We start from the raw sequence: 19,022 nt of genomic DNA, 5'->3' as shown, positions 1-19,022 counted from the left end.
TTTGGGTTAGAATATTTTTCCGGGCTTTTTTTTATTGAATTTTTTATTGGATTCTTTGAAATAATTTCAAACTTCAACACAAATTTTTCAATTCTGGCATCTCAAAAAAAATTGTCCGGGTAAATTTTTTTTATGTTGAATAAATGTGGATATTCGCTGTCCGACTAAATTTTAATAAACCCTGTCGTTAACAAATTAAGTCGGCAACTTTTGATAAACTGATTTTGAACTGCATTATAAATTTCTTTATTTCTGATGGATAAAAATGCCGATAAAATCTGGGCTAATTGCTTAAAAATAATAAAGGATATTGTAGAATGGCAGCACTATAAAACTTGGTTTGAGCCCATCAGGGCAATTTCGTTAAAGAATAATGTTTTGGTTATTCAGGTACCCAGTCAATTCTTTTTTGAGTATCTTGAGGAGCATTATGTAAATTTACTTGCGAAGACACTGAAGCGTGAATTAGGTAAGGAAGCCCGTTTGGAATACAGGATAATGGTGGATAGTGGCAGTCATACGGACAAGCCACTCACGGTTGACGTGCCAGGTGCGGGTTACAAAATATTTTCTAACAATGAAATGGACTTTCCGCTTGTGATTAATAACCCGGTAAAAAATCCTTTTGTAATCCCCGGCATCAAAAAAATGCAGATTGATCCGCAGTTAAATGCGAATTACACTTTTGACGCATTTATTGAGGGTGATTGTAATAGGGTAGCGAGGCGTGCCGGGAAAACGGTGGCGGAGAAACCGGGAGCAAATTCTTTTAATCCTTTAGTGGTATATGGGGGTGTAGGGCTTGGAAAAACGCATCTTGTTCAGGCCATTGGAAATGAAGTCAAAAAGAATCATCCTAATAAAATTGTCTTGTATGTAAGTTCGGAGAAGTTCATTAATCAGTTCATGGATCACAGCCGGAATAGTGCCATCAATGATTTTATACATTTTTATCAGTTAATTGATGTGCTGATTGTGGACGACGTACAATTTTTCAGTAAGGCCGAGAAGACGCAGGAAGCATTTTTTGCGATATTTAATCATCTCCATCAATCCGGGAAGCAGTTGGTGTTGACTTCCGACAAGTCACCCAAAGATCTGGACGGGGTACAGGAGCGTCTCCTGAGCCGTTTTCGATGGGGGCTTAGCGCTGATCTTCAGATTCCGGATTATGAAACCCGGATAGAGATCCTGGAGAGGAAGATGAAATCCGATGGGTTGGAGATGCCAAGGGAAGTTGTAAAGTATATTGCGTATAATATCAACAACAATGTCAGGGAGCTGGAAGGGGCGTTAATTTCGCTTTTGGCGCAATCATCTTTGAACCGCCGGGAAATCGATCTCGATCTGGCTAAGAAGGTGTTGAGAAACTTTATCAAATCTTCCAGCAAAGAAATCACGATTGACACCATTCAGAAAATGGTCTGCGACTATTTTGCGGTGCCGTACGATAAGTTGCTACAGAAGACCAGAAAGCGCGAGATTGTCCAGGCGAGGCAAATTACGATGTACCTGGCGAAGGCGTTTACAAAGAACAGTCTGAAAACCATTGGAGAACATTTTGGGGGTAGGGATCACACCACGGTCATTCATTCCTGCCAGACTGTAAAAGACCTGATGGATACAGATTCCATTTTCAGAGAGAATGTCCTGGAGTTGCACCAGAAGGTGCAACTGGCTGCGATGTAAAGTAGCTTAATGCAGAATTGCATCGTGGCATTACAGCCGGGAGTGCAACTGGCTGCGATGTAAAGCCTGCCGACGCTTGGCGAAGCTTGCTGCCACATCAGGAATTTGTACAAATATGTCGTTGAACATTAGTTTTATTAGCCTGAAAACTTTATTTTTGCCGACCCTTAAACGGGAGAGTTTCGGCCGGTGAGGTGGATGAGTGGCTGAAATCAGTAGTTTGCTAAACTGCCGTACGGGTTAAACTGTACCGCGGGTTCGAATCCCGCCCTCACCGCAATATATAGAGTCTAAATAATTGATTATCAATGTTTAGGCTCTTTTTGTTTGAAGGGTGTGGTGCGAAACGTATCCCTTCGTCCATTAGTTACCACCATCGTAATTCGGGCGCAAATTTAAGGAGTGGCGTTGCAGAATATTGCTAAAATGATTATCCTTACTGCGCGGGAAATGTCTTTCTTATTTGCTCCAAAATAATTTTAGAATCGATTGCAGGCAGCCCCATGTTTTTGTAGATCATTTTACCGGGCAGTTCGTTTTTTACCAATTCCAGAAAAGTTGAAAGATCTTCATTAATACTTACAGGAAGTTGAAGCCTGGCATCTTCAGGTAGCATTATTGCCAACTTAAATACATCATTCTTATGCTTTTTCAAATGCTTTGCATCTTCTGAACCTCCCTCTTCAATACGTTGTTTGATTTCGAGGTATGCTTTTGCTTTCAAGCAGATGAGCGCTTCAAGGTTTGCTAAACGAATTTCGTTTTCTATCACACTATGTTCCAGCATGTAGTGATAGTAATCGTCATTCAGCAGGATAGCAGATAAACTTGAAAGGTTATCATCGACCGGAATCGGGGTAAGATGCGACGGCTCCTGTAAATCTACATTATCTGGTGTCCGCGAAAATAGTTCAATCTGAAAGGGGAACTTCTCATTATTAGGCTCCAGGAAGCGGTAGTATTTTCGCTCACCTGTACTTTTTTCCTGTCGCTTGTACTGCCCATCGTTGATAAACTGCCAGAAAGCCGCCACAAAATCTGTACTCAACGCTTCTATCACTAATATGATATCTATGTCCTTGGTAGCACGTGGATTGAACGCAGCGTTTTCCATATGGATGTCGCAAGCTGTTCCTCCAATAATGACATAATTGTAGGGGTATCGAGCAAAATATTTTTTGAATTTTTCAAGCCCTTTTACCATATATATTTTTCAATGATTTGATTTAACGCCATTTCGATTCGTTCATCTTGTTCATCTTTGAGACTCAAGTAAAGAGATAACGGATCAACAACCTTTTTGTTTTTGTCCAATTGTTGTGTCAGTTGCAGCGGGTTGTATTTCCATAGTTCCAGGCAATACGCTCCTTCATATTCATTGGCGTTGTCTAATTTGTTACTGCGCTGCAGCGCATAATAGGCTGTTTTCTCTATAGCATAGTACTTTTGGCGGCTTGGATTCATATCTGTATATTCTGGTAACGCAGAAGTGTTAGATCTTAATGTTGCCTGTTTTGGCAGCTGATCAACAAATACTTGTTTTATGACCGGATTAATCCAAAGATTCTGATGCTCCAAAGTATTCCATAGCTCTCCCCGTTGCTTAGAGAAATGAATTTGCTTTTCTTTGCTTCCGTGGACCTCAATGAGCTGATGGCTTTTTAGATTCTCTACCGCTTTGCTAATGGCCATGGGTGTATATCCCAGTCTTTCGGCCAGCGCTTTGAAAGAGAAATTTTCAATAGAGTTATCGTTGCCATGGTGTAAAATTTGGTACAATAGCAAAAATTGAGATGTCGGCAGAAGTTTTTCTCTTTCCTGGCGGGTTTTATTGCGGACAAATGTTTCCCTCAAGTCCATCATCATTTCCGGGATATAGAGTTGCCTCCCGGGTACAACAAAACTGATATGCTTTTCAATTAATCTTTTGCGATTGAATGCTGGCAGGTGCTCTATTATAAATACAACATTTTGTCCGATAATTTTTTCTATAAGCGCTTTGTGTTTGCTTATCTGTAAAATCCCTAACTCATTTTCCTGCTTTACTTTAGCGAGTAAAACTGGTTTACCCATCAAATCAGCTGTATAAAACTGATATCGCTGGGCCAGGTATACCGGCAGTTTTCCCAGACGATCACGTTTAAGGGGGATAGGTAAAATATTAATACCCAGGATATCTTCTATATATTTTGTTAATTGCCTCATTATTAGCATAATAAACGTAATAATGCATAATATACATGTGCTGTTTATTGTGCAAATATACGTTTATTATTACTAGTAGAGTGGATTTTTAAAGCAATACCAATAAATCGACAAACGAGTCAAATACCTGATTTTATATTATTTCAGGATTTGAGAATTGCCAGTAGAAGTATTTTTATAAGTCAATCTGATAGCTGCAAATCCTCACCCTCCATAAAAAAAATTGATTTTTTGGAAAATAAGTTGTGACTAAGCACCAAATCATATATGATTTGGTGGCTAATTGGTATTTTATTGACACCCCGTCACTACGACAATAAGTCTTTCAGCCTGAGTTTATTGAGCAAAGTAGGAAGCACGACTAACAGTAATGGAAGGGCAATAATAAATCCACCGATCACAGCGATGGCAAGAGGCTGGTGCATTTGTGCGCCGGTGCCTATGCCAACGGCTAACGGCATCAGCGCAAAAATAGCTCCTATAGCCGTCATTAGCTTTGGCCGCAACCTGGTACTTATGGCATATATAATGGATTGTTCTTTCGTTTTGCTCGCAAGACTTTCATGAAATTGCAGGTATGTAAAAATTGCATTTTCGCCAATGATCCCAACCATCATAATCAGACCCGTGTAACTGCCTACATTCAACGGCGTATTTGTAAGATATAACAAGATGCAACTTCCTGATATTCCTAAAACGGCCACCAGGAGTATGATTAACGCTACCCTGATATTTCTGAAAAGGAAGAGAATCACCGTGAATACAAGCAAGCTCGAAATCAGCAGAATAGTCAGCAATTCATTAAATGATTGCTGCTGCTCGGCATAGGCCCCCCCATAAACGATCGCATAGCCCCCCGGAAGTTTTATTTTCTGACTGATCTCTTTCCGAATAGCTTTCATCGTTCCTCCCAGGTTGGCATTGTCCAATCGGGCTGTGACAATCCCCAAAGTTTGCAGATCCTCTCGGTTCACTTCTGCTGAACCACTTGCTATGGACACTGTTGCAAATTCAGATAAGGGTTTTAGCGTACCTTTTGGTAAAGCAATCCTGCTATTTCTGAGTTCCGCCATCGACTGGTTACTCTTCGAATTATACAAAAGCCTGATGGGCGTGTATTGTACTTTATCAAAAATACTGCCTGTTACATTTCCATCAAGATGAGCTTGCAATTGGCTCTGAAAGTCAGCTAGCGGTATATTATATTGTGCCAGCGTTCGCAGATTCGGCTCGACGACGATAGAAGGACCGGCAATGACGATCCCATCGAAAACATCAGCCGTGCCATTCACATTTTCAACAACCTGGGCGATTCTTTTTGAATAGTCTTCAATAACTTTTTGATCGGGCCCAAAAATTTTTATTTCTACCGGCTTAACGCTACTCATCAGGTCGCCAAGCATATCTGTAATAACCTGCCCGAAATCAAGCGTTAACGGCAGGCCGGACATGTCAATCTTTTTCCTCAGCTCATCGGTAACCTGCCTGGTGCTTCTCTTTCTGTTTTTTCGTAAATGAATCAGATAGTCGCCCCGATTAGGCTCGGTTATAAAAAATCCCATTTGCGTTCCCGTACGGCGGCTATAAGCGTCCACCTCAGGCGTTGATGTAATGATTTTCTCCACCTCCTTTAACTCCCGATCAGTCTCTTCCAGGGAAGTGCCTGGTGGTGAATTATAATCCAGTACAATGCTGCCTTCATCCATCTCCGGTAAAAATCCCGTGCTCAAACGTGGAATGACCAAAGCGGTGATCAAGACTAATAATCCGATAAATATATAACTTAGGTAAGGCCTACGAACGAAGAAACCTACCCATTTCCTTTCTTTTACTTCGTGATGTCTGAAGCCCGAAGCCTTTTTTGAATTGGTAAATAACAAATAAATGGCAGGCAATAATATCCAGGTTGCAAAGAATGAGCAAACCAAAGTGATGATCATGGTGTTTGTCATCACTTTAAAATAGGCGCCTGCCACGCCACTCATCAACATGAATGGGACAAATATTACAATCGTACTAAGTGACGAGCCTACCATCGCTTTTAACAAATAATTGATGGCCTTTTGCACAAGGGTGTTTGAATTTTCTTCAGGGTGTTCCTCATGTGTCCGGTGTATTTGTTCCACTACAACAATCGCATCATCTATAATCAATCCGATGGCCGCCGCGATAGCCCCCAATGTCATTATATTAAATGTTTGCCCCATCGCATATAATACAAGCATCGTAAGCCCCAGGGTGACGGGAATAGTGACCAATATTACACTACTCGCTTTCCAGGATCGTAAGAAGATGATCGCCACGACAATGGCAAGTAAAAGTCCGATCCACAAGGCATCTGTGACACTCTTTATCGAATCATTCACAAAATCCGCCTGTACATAATATGGCTTCAATTCGACATCCGAGGGTAATGTTTTTTGTAATTCAATTATTTTGGCATTCATCGCTTTGGTAAGATCAATCACGTTTGCTTTGGGCTGTTGAATGACTGCGATGAGCGTGCTTTCCTCACCGTTCGCATTTACTTTAATATACTGCTTGGCAGGGTGAATATTGATTTCAGCAATATCCTCGAGTTGAACGATCCGATTGCCATTATTACTGATCACCAGATTCTTTAGCTGTTCTTCATTGGCAAGCTGCACATCAGTAAGTGTGAGGTATAAATATCTGAAGTCGGAAGAAAATCCATTTGATTTTATGAAATTGGTATTGTTGATCACTTGCTCCACAGATGCCGTTGTAATACCTAATCTCGCCATTTTTTCCTGGTGCATAACTACCCAGAATTCTTTGTCCTGCCCGCCGATAATCCGGATATCACTGACTCCGGGGACCTGGGATAGAAAAGGTTTTATAGTGTAGAGCGCTAATTGCTTTAATTCAATAGGATCGCGATGGCCCGATTTGAGTGAATAGCCAATGACCTGCAGTATGGAGGGATTCATCTTCTCCACGGAAATGCTCACATCCGGCGGCAATTTATCACGCACCTGACCAATGCGTGCTTCAATTTGGGCCTGCGACATATCGATATTTGCTTTCCAGGACATAAAAGCCGAAATTTCGCAGCTGCCCCTACTGGTGGTGCTTTTGAGAACTTCGAGATCCGGCACCTGCTTGATGGCGGCTTCCAGTACTCTTGTGACAGATACGGTCATTTGGCTGACGGGCTGTTGTCCCGCATCGGCTATCACTTTTATCTTTGGGAAAGTGATCTCAGGAAATAGAGAAGAGTGGATTTTTGTATATGAGTAAACTCCCCCTGCAAGAGAAAGTAATATCAACACTAATAGCGGAGCTTTGTACCTGACAAAGAATGCCTTTTTCATTACCTGTGTTTTTGGATGATGATAGCAGCGGTATCTCCCATTCCAAAATTACCTGAAGTCACTACCCGATCCGCGGTTGATAGGTTCCCTGATCTGACCTGAACCCATCTGTCCACTTCCAAACCTTTGCCAATAGGCGTTTTTATCGCTGTCGAATCATTCAACAGCTTCATGACCCAATAGGAAGACTGAGTTTCGTCCGTTACCACAGCTGTTTTAGGCACAACCAGGCCATAGGCAGTCTGTTTGGAAAAAGTAACATTTCCGATCAGATTTTCGGGGATGTTTTCTGAAGGTGGGACCTTTAGCAGGATTTTCACAGTCTGGGCCACCGGATCAACTGACGGCATAACCTTCGAAACCTTAACCGTGAGTTCCCTACCGTCAGGAAGGGAAAGAAGTACAGACTTTTTAGTTTTGAAAATATTTAAGTATTCATAAGGAACGTCCATCACGAAACCAAAACTACTGGCATCGGTAATAGTGGACAGTACATCACCATCCAATACATAATCGCCAATCTGATGATTGACCATGGCAACATAACCTGTCGCCGGGCTTAACACCTGTGTGCTCCCGTTAAATCTGAACGATGGATCCAATTCATTAATGGTGTTTCCAATAGCCCTGGCTTCCTTGGTTTGCAGTCCAAATAATACAGTACCTTTTCGGACCCGATCCCCCAGTTTTATGGTCACCCTGGTTATATAACCCGTAGTATTGGCTTTTACGTCCGACTTTAAGAGATAAGAAGCCGTTGCATTCAAGGTTACGTCATCGTTAAGGGTTAGGGTGTCTACTACATTGGCGATGGTTACCTGTGTTTTGGGGCTTACGGCTGATACAGTATCCGGTTGAGTAGCAGATTTGTTCCCACACCCCGGGGCAGCCAGCCAACCACCGTAAATACATAGATATATTAGTTTCCTGTATTGCACTTTATTGAATAATTAGGTATTGTAACTGGTTTTTTAAGTTGTAGATCGTCGTGTTATAGGTAATGATATTACTTCTGAGATTTAAAAGGTTGCTAACAGAGAGGATAAAATCCACCATTTTTACATCGCCGGTCGGCAACTGCCTGGCGTTGGCTTCCGTAAGCGTTTTGGCGTAAATGATTTGTTCGTTCGCCAACCTGATCATTTGTTCAAACTGGCTCAATTGTGTATGAATTTGAAACATGTGCTGGTCATATTGGCGTCTGGCCTGGTCGTAATACTTTTTTCTGGTATCCAGCTGAATTTTGTTTTGATTTAACAGCATTTGCTTTCTGTGCCCATCATACAAAGGCAGTGAAATTGCGAGACCAACACTGGTGCCAAAATTTTTGTAAGGGGTAAGTGCAAAAGACGATTGGAATCCTCCATCCGAAAAACCAGAAACTTTTAATTTGTAGTCGTAATGTATGATGGCAGCTTCATTGGCCAGCTTTGCACTGTCTGCGATAAACGCATCCGAGTAAATTGACGATTCAAATGGAATAATGCGTAAGTCCGGGAATGATGGTGTCTGAAGACTCTGAAAACTTGTGTCAGTTAGTCCGCACAAATAATTGAGCAGCGTAAAATTACTTTTCCACTCCGCCCGGTGCTGTTCCAGCGCCAATTCATTTTGTTGAAGGTTCACTTTAAAGTTAAGATAATCCGTCTGCTTGAATACCGTTGCCTCTGTAAGCTTTTTAAGTACAATATCCTCTTGTTGTAACAGATGGATGATCTCCCTTGCCAGTTCAAGTTGTTGCTGACTGGCATAAGTCGCAATAAACTGGTCAGTGATCCCTTTCTTTAATGTTTGCCTGGATATCGCGGCTTGCGCCAAAAGTTGCGAAATGGTGAGATTGTAACTAGTCAATCGGGTTGAAAGATTGTTCCGGCTAATAAACTCCCTAACAACTCGCACACCGGCGAAAAGCGATTGTCCGTTAGACAGCACATTATCATATCCCCATCCATGAATGGCTGGTGCGTAAGCAGCGGAACTTTCCCCGGAAATGATAAAGCCATAAGTTGCTCTGAGTTTTAAGCTGTCGATCTTTGCTGAGAATACCTGATTGTTATAGTCATTTAAGAGTGGACTGTTATTCTCGGCGGCCCGAATATAGTAGTCAAGTGCTTTTTTGTTCTGAGCCGCCAACTCATGGCTGGAACCTGAGCAAGATAAAATAATTATGAGTAGATAAAGTTTCAGCTTCATTCGCTCAGCTTTGTGAGAAGCTAAGATAAAGAACAATCCTGAATAGGATTTGAATTACTGATTAACGTGTTAGAGAGGGAGAGCTGCCGTCTGGTGCGACTCAATCTCTCAAAATATGATGCCTAAGCCTTAATTAGCCTGATCATCAGCAGGCTGATTTTTCAGATAGCCCTTTTTTCCCCATATCGCTTCAATCGGTTTTAACCTGTTCCTGAAATCGTTATAGTCCTTTTTTTGAGCTGGAGTCCAACCGCATTCAGCATATGCGGCCAGTCTGGGAAAAATTTGAAAATATAAACGGTCTGTATTTGGTGTGAATTCCCCCCACATTTGGCAACCTAATCCCAGAATTTTTGACTGATCTTCACGAGTTAGCCCATCAGGAATGGGGTTGAACGAATATGCTTTAGTTAATGGGATTGTGGAGTAAGAATAATCGAGATACGTGAAATGACGATTGGAGTTAACCACATCGTATCCCTTTTCAATAGCCTTATTTACGAGCGTAACTGACCCATCCCAAAACTGCACTATTGTACCGGGCGCGAGTTTTTCCGAAGTGCTGGCTTTTATGTGGGCCTCTTCGCGAATATTATCTCCCGTTATTTCGTTCCACCCGATCATCCTTGCTCCCTTAGAAGCCAGGTATCGCGAAATCTGATTGATACCCCACACCTGCAGATCGGAACAAGTGGGGATATTATTTTCCTTCATGAATGAAATAATTTGTTTGGAATTTTCCCAGTGACTATAATTTGCTTCGTCGCCACCGATGTGAATGATGCGTGAAGGAAAAATGGTAAGGACTTCGTCCAAAACATCATAAATAAATTGCCTGACTTTTGGATCGGTTATGTTATAGAGGTCTCCATACACGGGATTGAGTTGGGTGCTTGAAGAACCCAGCCACGGATAGGCGAAAATTGAAGCAGAGGCATGGCCTGGTACCTCGATTTCCGGTATAACCGTAATGCCCCGGTCATTTGCATAACGGACAACTTCTTTTAGCTCTTGCTGTGTGTAAAACATTTTCCTATTTGGATTGAGACTGTCCCACTTTGCGGGTGTGAGGTGAGCGTTTGAATTATCTCGTTTTGAGCCGAGTTTAGTTAGGAGAGGATATTTTTTTATTTCAATTCTCCACCCGGGATCGTCAACTAAATGCCAGTGAAAAACGTTCATTTTGAGCCTGGCTACTTCGTCCAGTATTTTTTTTACCGTTTCCATGCCATGAAAATGACGGCTTTCATCCAGCATGAACGCTCGCCATGGAAAGGCTGGGGCGTCATCAACCATGCAAGCTTTTACTGCGCAGCCGTTATCAGATTTCGTTGTAATCTGGCGCAATGTCTGAAGTCCGTGTAGAAAGCCCTCCCTGGTTCGCGCCGATATTACAATTTTATTTTCTATATTCTGTTTGCCAGCAAAAAGTGAGTAACCTCCTTGTTGGATTTTACGTTCTAACTGATCGTTTTTGAATATAATGACAGCTTTTCTTTCGTTCTTTACATATTTAGGTCTGATACCCACCTCACTCAAAACAACGGTTACGTAATCTTTGTCAAGTCCCGACTTTTTTGATATATAAACGGGAGCAGATCCCTCAATGCTTATTACAAACGCTAAATCTCTAACAGAATTAGGTTTGGGCAATATTGAAATATTTTGTGCAATACCTTGGTTTAAATTGTTACAAATTAGTGCTAAAAGGATAATAAAAACTCGGTGAACGGCATTTTTTTTCATAATTGAAATATGTTTGTGAAAATGAGTATTATATCCAGCGGCGACAATATCGAGGAGATTCAGAGACATCCTTTTATGAAAAATAAGGTGGCTGGGCCTTTCAACTTTTTGTGAGTTTTGCGTGCGCACTCCCGAGAAAATAAGAAATATAAACATGATGTCTGAAGAATAAGGCAAGTTTCTCTCTGCTTTTATTTTTAAAGATAGGTCGTGCAGGCTATTTGCCCTAAAATTATTTAAATATAAGAGCAGGTAAGTACATGATGGTTAAATGGAAAGGAGTCGATAACTTATAAGCTTTTATTCAGGTTACTGGATTTATATTATTATATATTCATATAAATAATCGCTTATTATTAATTTTCAGTATGCCTCTCTTGAAAGGCTTATCTGATCAGGATTCTTCACGGATATTTGATAAGAATACCAAACATTTCGAAAACCACGATCTCTATATTTGATGTGATATAGAGCGAATTAGTTTACTGAAACCTGTGAACGACCTGGTTTAAATTCTGTTGGCCTATCACTTTTGTAATCAAAAAGCTGCCTAATGGGAAATATGTGAGTGTCTAAAACAAGGTTGGACCTTTTTCAGGTTTTCCTTCATCCGGGTTTTTAGGAATATGTAAATTTGTACCAATAGCTTTATTGAGTTTCTTAATGAAATGAGCAGCTAAAAGAGGTGATTCTACTTCAATGTTTTGATGAATAAAGAAGTAAAGTTGCTGTAGACCGGCTTCTTTCCATTCTACAATTGTTTTGATCCACTCATCCAGCCTACCGTAGTCAGAAGGATGGTTGGCTCCCACATACCGAATAAAAGCTGTTGGAGTGGTAAGACGCATGTGTATCATATCACGACGACCAGCAGTATCAACCAAAATATTTGTCTTATTCGTTTCTTCCAATAAATTGTAGAAATGTTCAGCTACTTCTGATTTAAACCATTCTTCATTTCTTACTTCAATGGCTAATGGATAGCCTTTTGGAAAATCCTTTAAGAAACGTTCTACACGGTCAAAGTCTTTGGGCTTAAAGTTATCTATTAATTGCAGGAACGCCATTCCTAACTTCTCTTCAAATAACACAGTTGCATCGACAAAGGCCTTAACCTCTTCCTCGGCATTAAGCAATCTTTTAAAATGACTAATAGATTGAGGTATTTTAGGAAAGAATTTAAAATTCTTCGGAGTCTTATTTTTCCAAGTTTCCACTTGTTCTTTAGACGGCGAGTTGTAGAATGTTGCAGTTAACTCAACCGAATTAAACTGTGTTGAATAATAAGCCAGTTCGTCTTTAGTAAAACGGGGATAGAAACCTTTAAGATCAGATTTATTCCATTTTGCACAACCAACGAAAACTTCAATAGGTTTGTCTGTTTTGTTCTTATTCAGAAGCTCAAGAGTGACCAGGGGAGTTGTTGGCAAACTGAAATCCATTGCTGATGGGTCTGATACCTGTCCGAATTTCATTATTAAAGAAGTTTTTTGTGCGTTTCGGAGTAGAGGACATAAACAGAATATTTCAAAAAAAAACTCCCAAAGCGGGAGTTTCGTAGCGGAGACGGGAGTTGAACCCGTGGCCTCAGGGTTATGAATCCTGCGCTCTAACCACCTGAGCTACCCCGCCAAATAATACTTTTAAAACAAGAACTTTGCCCAATCTGGATTCTCTAATCTTTAGAGTGATAAAACATCCTGCTAAAGGCTCAGCTCAGCGGGAAAAAGCGGCAATTGGGCCGCAAAAATAGGCATTCCCAGCCAAAAAGAGAAATGATTTTTTGAGGTAGACGAAAACGAATAAAACGGGTCAACAAAGGTGTCAGTTCCCGGAAAATTGCCGGGTATTCTCCAGCAGCTCGTCGAAGTGAATGGCGTGATGGCTGCTGGTGTAAACGCATTTGCCGTCTTTGACCACCAATACCTGAGGTGACTCATGCCGGTCGCCAAAATCTTTTGCTATTTGATTCGAAAGCGACCTGTGGTTGATCAGGTCCAGGTAATAAAAGCCAGCATGGTCATCCGGTAGTTCACCTTTGAATAAGCGATTCTTTACAAGCCCGCTGATGCTGCAACGCACGCTATGCTTGAAGATAACCTGCGGATACAGCCCGGAATCTTTCTTTATCTGTTCCAGCTGTTCTTCACTATTTAAATCTTTCCAGGACAATCTTATAAAATTTAAAGGTTTACAAATCCCATCAGCCCATGTTGTGAAATACTTTTTGCACATCCTCATCCTGCTCCAGCCGTTCTATCAGTTTGCTGACTTCTTCAGCCTGCTCATCGCTAACCGGGACAGTCGTGGATGGGATCCATTCCACTTCCCCACTGATGGGAACAATATTTCTTTCTTCAAGAGCCTTTTGCATATTCCCGAAGTCTGTAAAGCCAACACGCAGCACAATAATGTCGTTCCCCTCATCGTCCACACTTTCCCCTAATTCCTCCAATCCATAATCGATCAGCTCGAGTTCCAGCTCCTCAGGGTTGAGACCCTGGGGCGTCAGCTTAAAAACCCCCATCTTGTTGAATTGGAAAGACACGCTACCACTATTACCCAAAGCACCGCCTCCCTTATTAAAGTGCATTTTTACATTGGCTACTGTTCTGACATGGTTATCAGTGGCTGTTTCTACCAATACCGCCACTCCGTGCGGCGCATATCCTTCGTATAGTATTTCGTCGAAATTCTCCATTTCCTTACCCTGCGCCCTTTTAATAGCAGCCTCAACCCGATCCTTGGGCATATTGACGCTTTTCGCGTTTTGCATGACCCTTCGGAGGGCTGCGTTGGTATGAGGGTCGGGGCCACCTGCTTTCACGGCTATAGCAATCTCTTTACCGATACGGGTAAATTGTTTGGCCATCCGGTCGAACCTGGCAAACATGGTAGCTTTGCGAACTTCAAAAATCCTTCCCATAGAAAAAACGATTTTTTTGAGAGCGCAAAGGTACGATTTCCTGCAGGAATTTTAACGTGTTACCGAAACAGACCTGTCAAAAATGACGGATAGAACGAGCCTCGCCGACTTTCGAAAACGGAGTAGACTAGCCGCAATACCTTCTTTATCGGATTTTTAACAATTGTCATGCAATCCTATCGGCTACTAAATCTTCTATTATTTGAAAAGTCAATGGTGAGGCAATAATTTATGAACCAGAAAAATTATGCAAAATGAAAAGAGTCCTGTACTTATCAATAACGATGATAGCGGTTACATTATTGATAGCCGGTTGTTCTAAAAGTGACTACTATAGAAATACGGATCAGGAGCGTGCTACCGTGCTCGATTACCGGAATGGTACCCCGTATTCTATAATCCAGTATAGCTACGACGGGACCTATGCAGTAATTGAAAGTATGGATGCAAGTACGACGTTGTGGCCTGAAAAAGGGGATGTTTTAGATGGCACGTTTTATGTCGGGCAAACCCGGCGTGTATACAATGTTACCGCCAGTTTCTACTGCAATATCAATGTAGTGGAAAATGTACCGACACAAACAGAAGCTTATAAGGCGCTGGATTACTACGCCAGCCGGTACGCAATTTCAGGAAAAGTTAATCCGCTATCTCTTGAATCACAGGGATCCAGAAGAGGTGGTGTTGTAAAATAAAAGTAGTTTGTCCGTTCCCTATATATAATGGGTCCGCTGAGAAGCGGCCCATTTTTTTTTAACCTGGGGATCAGAACTTTTCCCGGATATTTTCAACAGACTGTGAAATTTTCTCGAACATCGGACCTGGTTCCATAACTTCCGGTTGAAATTTTTTGCCTGTCAGCAGTTCGTACAATTCGATATACCTGCCGGATATCGTGTTTACCCATTCGTCAGACATCGCAGGTAATTGCTGGCCTTCCTTGCCCATGAAGTCATGGCTGATGAGCCACTCCCTTACAAATTCCTTGCTCAATTGCTTTTGCTTTTCGCCATGCTCTTGACGCGATTCAAATCCCGAAGCGTAAAAATATCGCGAACTGTCTGGTGTGTGGATCTCATCCATTAAAACAATTTCGCCCCTGTACTTCCCAAATTCATATTTTGTATCCGCCAGGATCAGATTTCTTTGTTGAGCCAGTTCCTGACCGCGTTTAAACAGGGCCAATGCCAGACTCTCAAGCTGTTCCCATTCTTCGGCCGTGGCCAACCCGGATTTGATGATTTCCTCCCGGCTGATATCTTCATCATGACCTTCATTTGCTTTAGTGGATGGCGTGACCAAAGGGTGGTCAAACGGATCGTTTTCTCTTAGTCCCTCAGGGATAATCACTCCGCTAAGTTCACGTTTGCCTGAGGAGTAGGTACGCCAGATATGCCCCGACAAATGTCCCCTTACCACCATTTCGATTTTGAACGGGGTACACTTCAGTCCGACAGAACTGCTGGCAGTGGGAGTGTCTAATAACCAGTTTCGGCAAATATCCTGGGTGCGTTTCAGCATGTCTGCCGCGATTTGATTAAGCACCTGACCCTTATGGGGAATGGTTCGGGGTAATATCACGTCAAAAGCCGAAATACGATCAGAAGCGATCATCACAAGGATCCTGTCTTCAATAGTATATACATCGCGTACTTTACCCTGGTAAAAGGCAGATTGCCCGGGAAATTTGAATGATGACATGAAGCAAAATTAATAAAGATGGCTAAAACCGGATATTTTTTCATTGAACCTTTTGTATGCTTATACATTAGCCGGTTCTAATGGAGTGCCTGTTGCGGTTAACTACTCATTATACGAGAGTTCTTTTTCGATTACATTCTTTCATTGAGATGCAGGTGTAAAAGAAAATGCGAGAGCCGGTGACTTGTCTTGTAAAATTGCTTTCGGAAGTAATAGATTTACCTTTCCGTCAATCAGCCGCCATTTAATCTTTTCCCCGGTCTCAAGCCAGGTGATTGTAGTTCCTTGTTTTGGCGTGTTGCCCGACCATTGTATCCTCGCCGGATTATCCTTGTTTTCTTTCAGGGAGTGGGGGATGAGCGCATAGGTCGTTTTGCCATCTTTTGACTTTGTGAAAAACACGTTGCCGTCCTGGTAATTTTCAGCACAGCGCGTATTGTAAATAGCTTTACCATTCTTAGCCATCCAGTCACCAATTTCTGAAAGCCGACTGACAACCTGGTTTGGCAGGGTACCGTCGGCGGCAGGTCCAACTCCAAGCAGGAGGTTACCGCCTTTGGCAACGATCTCAATGAGTTTGCGGATTACTGTAGATGCCGGTTTCAATTGATCATTTGGAACATAACCCCAATTGTTTCCGAGAGTGATGCAGCTTTCCCAGGGGGTCTCCAGTTTTTTTGCCGGAATTTGTTGTTCAGGTGTCTGATAGTTTTCATAGGTGCCGTGAACAGTTCGGTCTACCACCAAGATACCGGGTTGCGCCTTTCTGGCCATCGCGGCTATTTTCGGGATATCGATATCCTGGCTCCATTGGGGTATTTTCGCGCCCCAGGAACGGACTTCAGCGTTGACGGTTTCCAGTGGTCTGACCCATCCACCGTCCAGCCATAATATATCCATGGCTCCGTATTCCGTCATAAGTTCCCTGATCTGGTTAAAAGTGTATTGTTTGTACTTTTCCCAGCGCCAGGGATGCTTGCGAATATCGTAATTATTATTTCTGTCGGGCGTGGCGTACATGGGCCACCAGTAATATTCGCTGTGCCAGTCCGGTTTTGAGAAATAAGCTCCGGTCATGAGACCTTGTTTACGAAATGCTTCAAAAACGAATTTGGCGACATTCGCTTTGGCATTGGTTTTAAATGGTCCTGCTGTGATTTTAAAATTTGTTTCCCGGGTGTCGAACATACAAAATCCATCATGATGTTTGGTGGTAAAAACAACGTAACGCATTCCCGCGTTTTTGGCGGCCTGCGCCCATTGGTCGGGGTTGAAGTTAACGGGGTTAAATGCTGTTTCAAGTCCCCAATACCATTTTTTATAGTCGCCATAATAGGAATTGCTATCCCGGGTGATCCAGTCTTCGGAGCAGAGCGACCAGGATTCAATGATTCCCGGGACGGCATACAGTCCCCAATGGATGATAATGCCGAATTTCTGGTCCCGCCATTTCTCCAATTTTTCTTTGACCAGGGGATCTGTGGGCCACTGGTAACCGGATGACATTGGGTGGACGTTCTCCTGCGCGTTTAATCCGGTAACAAAAAAGAAAAGGACTATTAAAAGGATTCTGTATTTCATGATATTGGAGTTTGATGCAAAAATAAAACCGCCTCTGTTTTGAGGCGGTTTTGCAAAGGCTCTATTTATTACTTAACATCCCAGAAGATTTTTGTTGTTATGTTATCCGCGCTCTTTACCGCGTTATAATTCGTCGTATTCAGGTCCTTTTCAGTCCCTGGATATAACAAGCGGGTAGGGACATCCGGAGAAATAACGGACCGGCTGTCTCTTGGGAAAGATAAATCCGGTAGTTTGGTTCTTCTCCATTCTGCCCAGGCCTGGTTGGCCTGTGAAATATTAAAATCTATCCATTTCTGCGTGGCGATCTTTTTGAGATTATTTGTGCCGAAAGCAACATCCGGATAGCTGAGGTAGGCTTCAATATCTGCTTCAGACGGCGCAGTTTTTTTGCCCGCCGCATAAGCACTATTGGCGTTTACGCCATACCAGAACGCGATGGATTGTCGGATGCCATTCTCATAAGCGGCTTTAGCATCGCCTCCTCCCCATCTTTGGTAAGCTTCAGCCTTCAAAAACTGAACTTCGGCTGTAGAAATCAGCATCCCAGGCAGCATATAGTTTTCAGTGAAGGTTGTAGAGTCCCAACGGGAAAAATCATTGGCTGTAACGCCGGCAGTAACCTGAGCTTCTGTCAAAGTGTTAGCAATGCCTTTATAGTTGCCGGATGCATTTTTGGTAAAATAAGCCGCCAGCCTGGGGTCATTTGCTGGTGCCATTATATCGTTGACCATTTTGCCGGGTGCGAAAGGATTGACGCCAAAACCGTTTCGTACTTCGTTTTTGTCATTCGGCAACAGACTACTGGTCAGGCTATTGGCCTGAATAACGAGACTTTCAGATGCGGTATTTGGAAGCGGGTAGTTTGTCGCGTTACCTAAAATGGTTTGGATCGCGCTTTTGGCTGTTGCCTCATCCTTATAAGAAATCCTCATTGCTAACCTAAGGATCAGAGAATTGCAATATTTTCTCCACTTGGTGAGATCTCCTCCGTTGACGAAATCGTATGATTTAAGTTGATTTGAATAAAATGCACTGGGTTTAACTGAGGTGAGATAATCTGATATTCTTTTCAAATCTGTTAATGCCTGGGTATACAGGGCGGCTTGTTTATCATATACCGGGAGCACGATATTACCGGTCGCGTTCAGACCTCCGGCGGTGGTAAAAGGAATATCGCCCCACATATCTACCATTTGCGTAGCCTGATCATACTGGAATATTCTGGCGGTCTCCATAAACAATTTATAACCCTCCTTGTCTCCATCCGTTGTAAGAGCGGCATATGCTTTTTCAAGTTCACGGAATATAGCTATATCGTGGGTGTAAAAATAATCCCACCTGTTACCAGTATAGTTAGTTGGTTGTTCATAGACGCCCTTGGTATTTGTATATCCGGCCGTCTGACTGTATGTACCCATTACCGGGACCAGAAAAGTGTACAGGTTCCAATACCGGGGCATAACTTTCTCGTGGGCAAATAGTCCGGCATAAAGCCTGGGAACATCTGCTTTGACTGCACTCTCGGGGTTGTAAAAGTTAGTATCAAATGCAGATTTTTTACAACTGCCCAGAATCACCGTGGCGATAAGCAGTAATAAAATGCCCGATTTCATATTATATTTCATATTATTTGATTAATTGTT

At 42.3% G+C, this 19,022-nt stretch carries 14 protein-coding genes and 2 tRNA genes; 3 read left to right on the top strand and 13 right to left on the bottom strand.

All coding sequences use genetic code 11. The features are described 5' to 3' along the window. The first annotated feature begins 255 nt into the window (after positions 1–255). A complete protein-coding gene (dnaA, locus tag AC3WS5_RS07100) occupies positions 256–1,689 on the top strand; it encodes a chromosomal replication initiator protein DnaA (protein WP_492466580.1) in 1,434 nt (477 codons plus the stop codon). Between the two features lie 188 nt (positions 1,690–1,877). Further along, positions 1,878–1,966 (top strand) — tRNA-Ser (locus tag AC3WS5_RS07095). A 159-nt stretch (positions 1,967–2,125) separates the two neighbouring features. On the opposite strand, the gene AC3WS5_RS07090 is transcribed toward AC3WS5_RS07095, so the two are convergent. The 10 genes from AC3WS5_RS07090 to AC3WS5_RS07045 form a co-directional block, all read right to left on the bottom strand. Further along, positions 2,126–2,893 carry a hypothetical protein gene (locus AC3WS5_RS07090; RefSeq protein WP_492466579.1) on the bottom strand — a complete coding sequence of 256 codons (768 nt, stop codon included), beginning with the start codon at positions 2,891–2,893 and terminating at the stop codon, positions 2,126–2,128. Then, positions 2,887–3,894: a MarR family transcriptional regulator gene (locus AC3WS5_RS07085; RefSeq protein ID WP_492466577.1), complete on the bottom strand. Its 1,008-nt coding sequence runs from the start codon at positions 3,892–3,894 to the stop codon at positions 2,887–2,889. Before AC3WS5_RS07085 ends, AC3WS5_RS07090 begins: the two co-directional genes overlap by 7 nt. Before the next feature lie 308 nt (positions 3,895–4,202). Then, positions 4,203–7,229: an efflux RND transporter permease subunit gene (locus AC3WS5_RS07080; RefSeq protein ID WP_492466575.1), complete on the bottom strand. Its 3,027-nt coding sequence runs from the start codon at positions 7,227–7,229 to the stop codon at positions 4,203–4,205. Continuing rightward, the gene (locus AC3WS5_RS07075) at positions 7,229–8,167 is read right to left on the bottom strand and encodes an efflux RND transporter periplasmic adaptor subunit (RefSeq protein ID WP_492466574.1); all 939 of its coding nucleotides are present in this window, start codon (positions 8,165–8,167) and stop codon (positions 7,229–7,231) included. The genes AC3WS5_RS07080 and AC3WS5_RS07075 overlap by 1 nt, the downstream gene beginning before the upstream one ends. A 1-nt stretch (position 8,168) precedes the next feature. Further along, entirely contained in the window at positions 8,169–9,422 is a 1,254-nt protein-coding gene (locus tag AC3WS5_RS07070) for a TolC family protein (RefSeq protein WP_492466573.1), read from the bottom strand. Between the two features lie 129 nt (positions 9,423–9,551). Continuing rightward, positions 9,552–11,075: a beta-N-acetylhexosaminidase gene (locus AC3WS5_RS07065; protein WP_492466571.1), complete on the bottom strand. Its 1,524-nt coding sequence runs from the start codon at positions 11,073–11,075 to the stop codon at positions 9,552–9,554. A gap of 665 nt (positions 11,076–11,740) precedes the next feature. Next, entirely contained in the window at positions 11,741–12,643 is a 903-nt protein-coding gene (locus AC3WS5_RS07060; protein ID WP_492466570.1) for a DUF72 domain-containing protein, read from the bottom strand. Positions 12,644–12,726: 83 nt separating this feature from the next. Beyond that, positions 12,727–12,800, bottom strand: a tRNA-Met gene (locus AC3WS5_RS07055). Between the two features lie 192 nt (positions 12,801–12,992). Next, entirely contained in the window at positions 12,993–13,340 is a 348-nt protein-coding gene (ytxJ, locus tag AC3WS5_RS07050) for a bacillithiol system redox-active protein YtxJ (protein WP_492466569.1), read from the bottom strand. 31 nt (positions 13,341–13,371) lie between these two features. Beyond that, a complete protein-coding gene (locus AC3WS5_RS07045) occupies positions 13,372–14,094 on the bottom strand; it encodes a YebC/PmpR family DNA-binding transcriptional regulator (protein ID WP_492466568.1) in 723 nt (240 codons plus the stop codon). A gap of 254 nt (positions 14,095–14,348) precedes the next feature. On the opposite strand from AC3WS5_RS07045, the gene AC3WS5_RS07040 reads away from it, so the two are divergent. Then, on the top strand, positions 14,349–14,789 hold the full coding sequence (locus tag AC3WS5_RS07040) for a hypothetical protein (RefSeq protein ID WP_492466567.1): 441 nt from the start codon (positions 14,349–14,351) through the stop codon (positions 14,787–14,789). Positions 14,790–14,859: 70 nt separating this feature from the next. Here AC3WS5_RS07040 and AC3WS5_RS07035 read toward each other — a convergent pair whose 3' ends face one another. The 3 genes from AC3WS5_RS07035 to AC3WS5_RS07025 all read right to left on the bottom strand — a co-directional run bounded on the left by AC3WS5_RS07035 (position 14,860) and on the right by AC3WS5_RS07025 (position 19,004). Next, positions 14,860–15,795, bottom strand: coding sequence for a phosphoribosylaminoimidazolesuccinocarboxamide synthase (locus AC3WS5_RS07035; protein WP_492466566.1), 936 nt, complete (start codon positions 15,793–15,795; stop codon positions 14,860–14,862). Between the two features lie 141 nt (positions 15,796–15,936). Next, positions 15,937–17,376, bottom strand: a complete 1,440-nt coding sequence (locus AC3WS5_RS07030; protein ID WP_492466564.1) for an alpha-L-fucosidase — start codon at positions 17,374–17,376, stop codon at positions 15,937–15,939. Between the two features lie 68 nt (positions 17,377–17,444). Beyond that, a complete protein-coding gene (locus AC3WS5_RS07025; RefSeq protein WP_492466562.1) occupies positions 17,445–19,004 on the bottom strand; it encodes a SusD/RagB family nutrient-binding outer membrane lipoprotein in 1,560 nt (519 codons plus the stop codon). Positions 19,005–19,022 lie beyond the last annotated feature (18 nt).

Source organism: Niabella sp. CPT15-335-S11 (assembly GCF_058792415.1).
The sequence above is the reverse complement of the archived record's forward strand: the minus strand, read 5'-3'. Positions and strand labels throughout refer to the sequence as shown.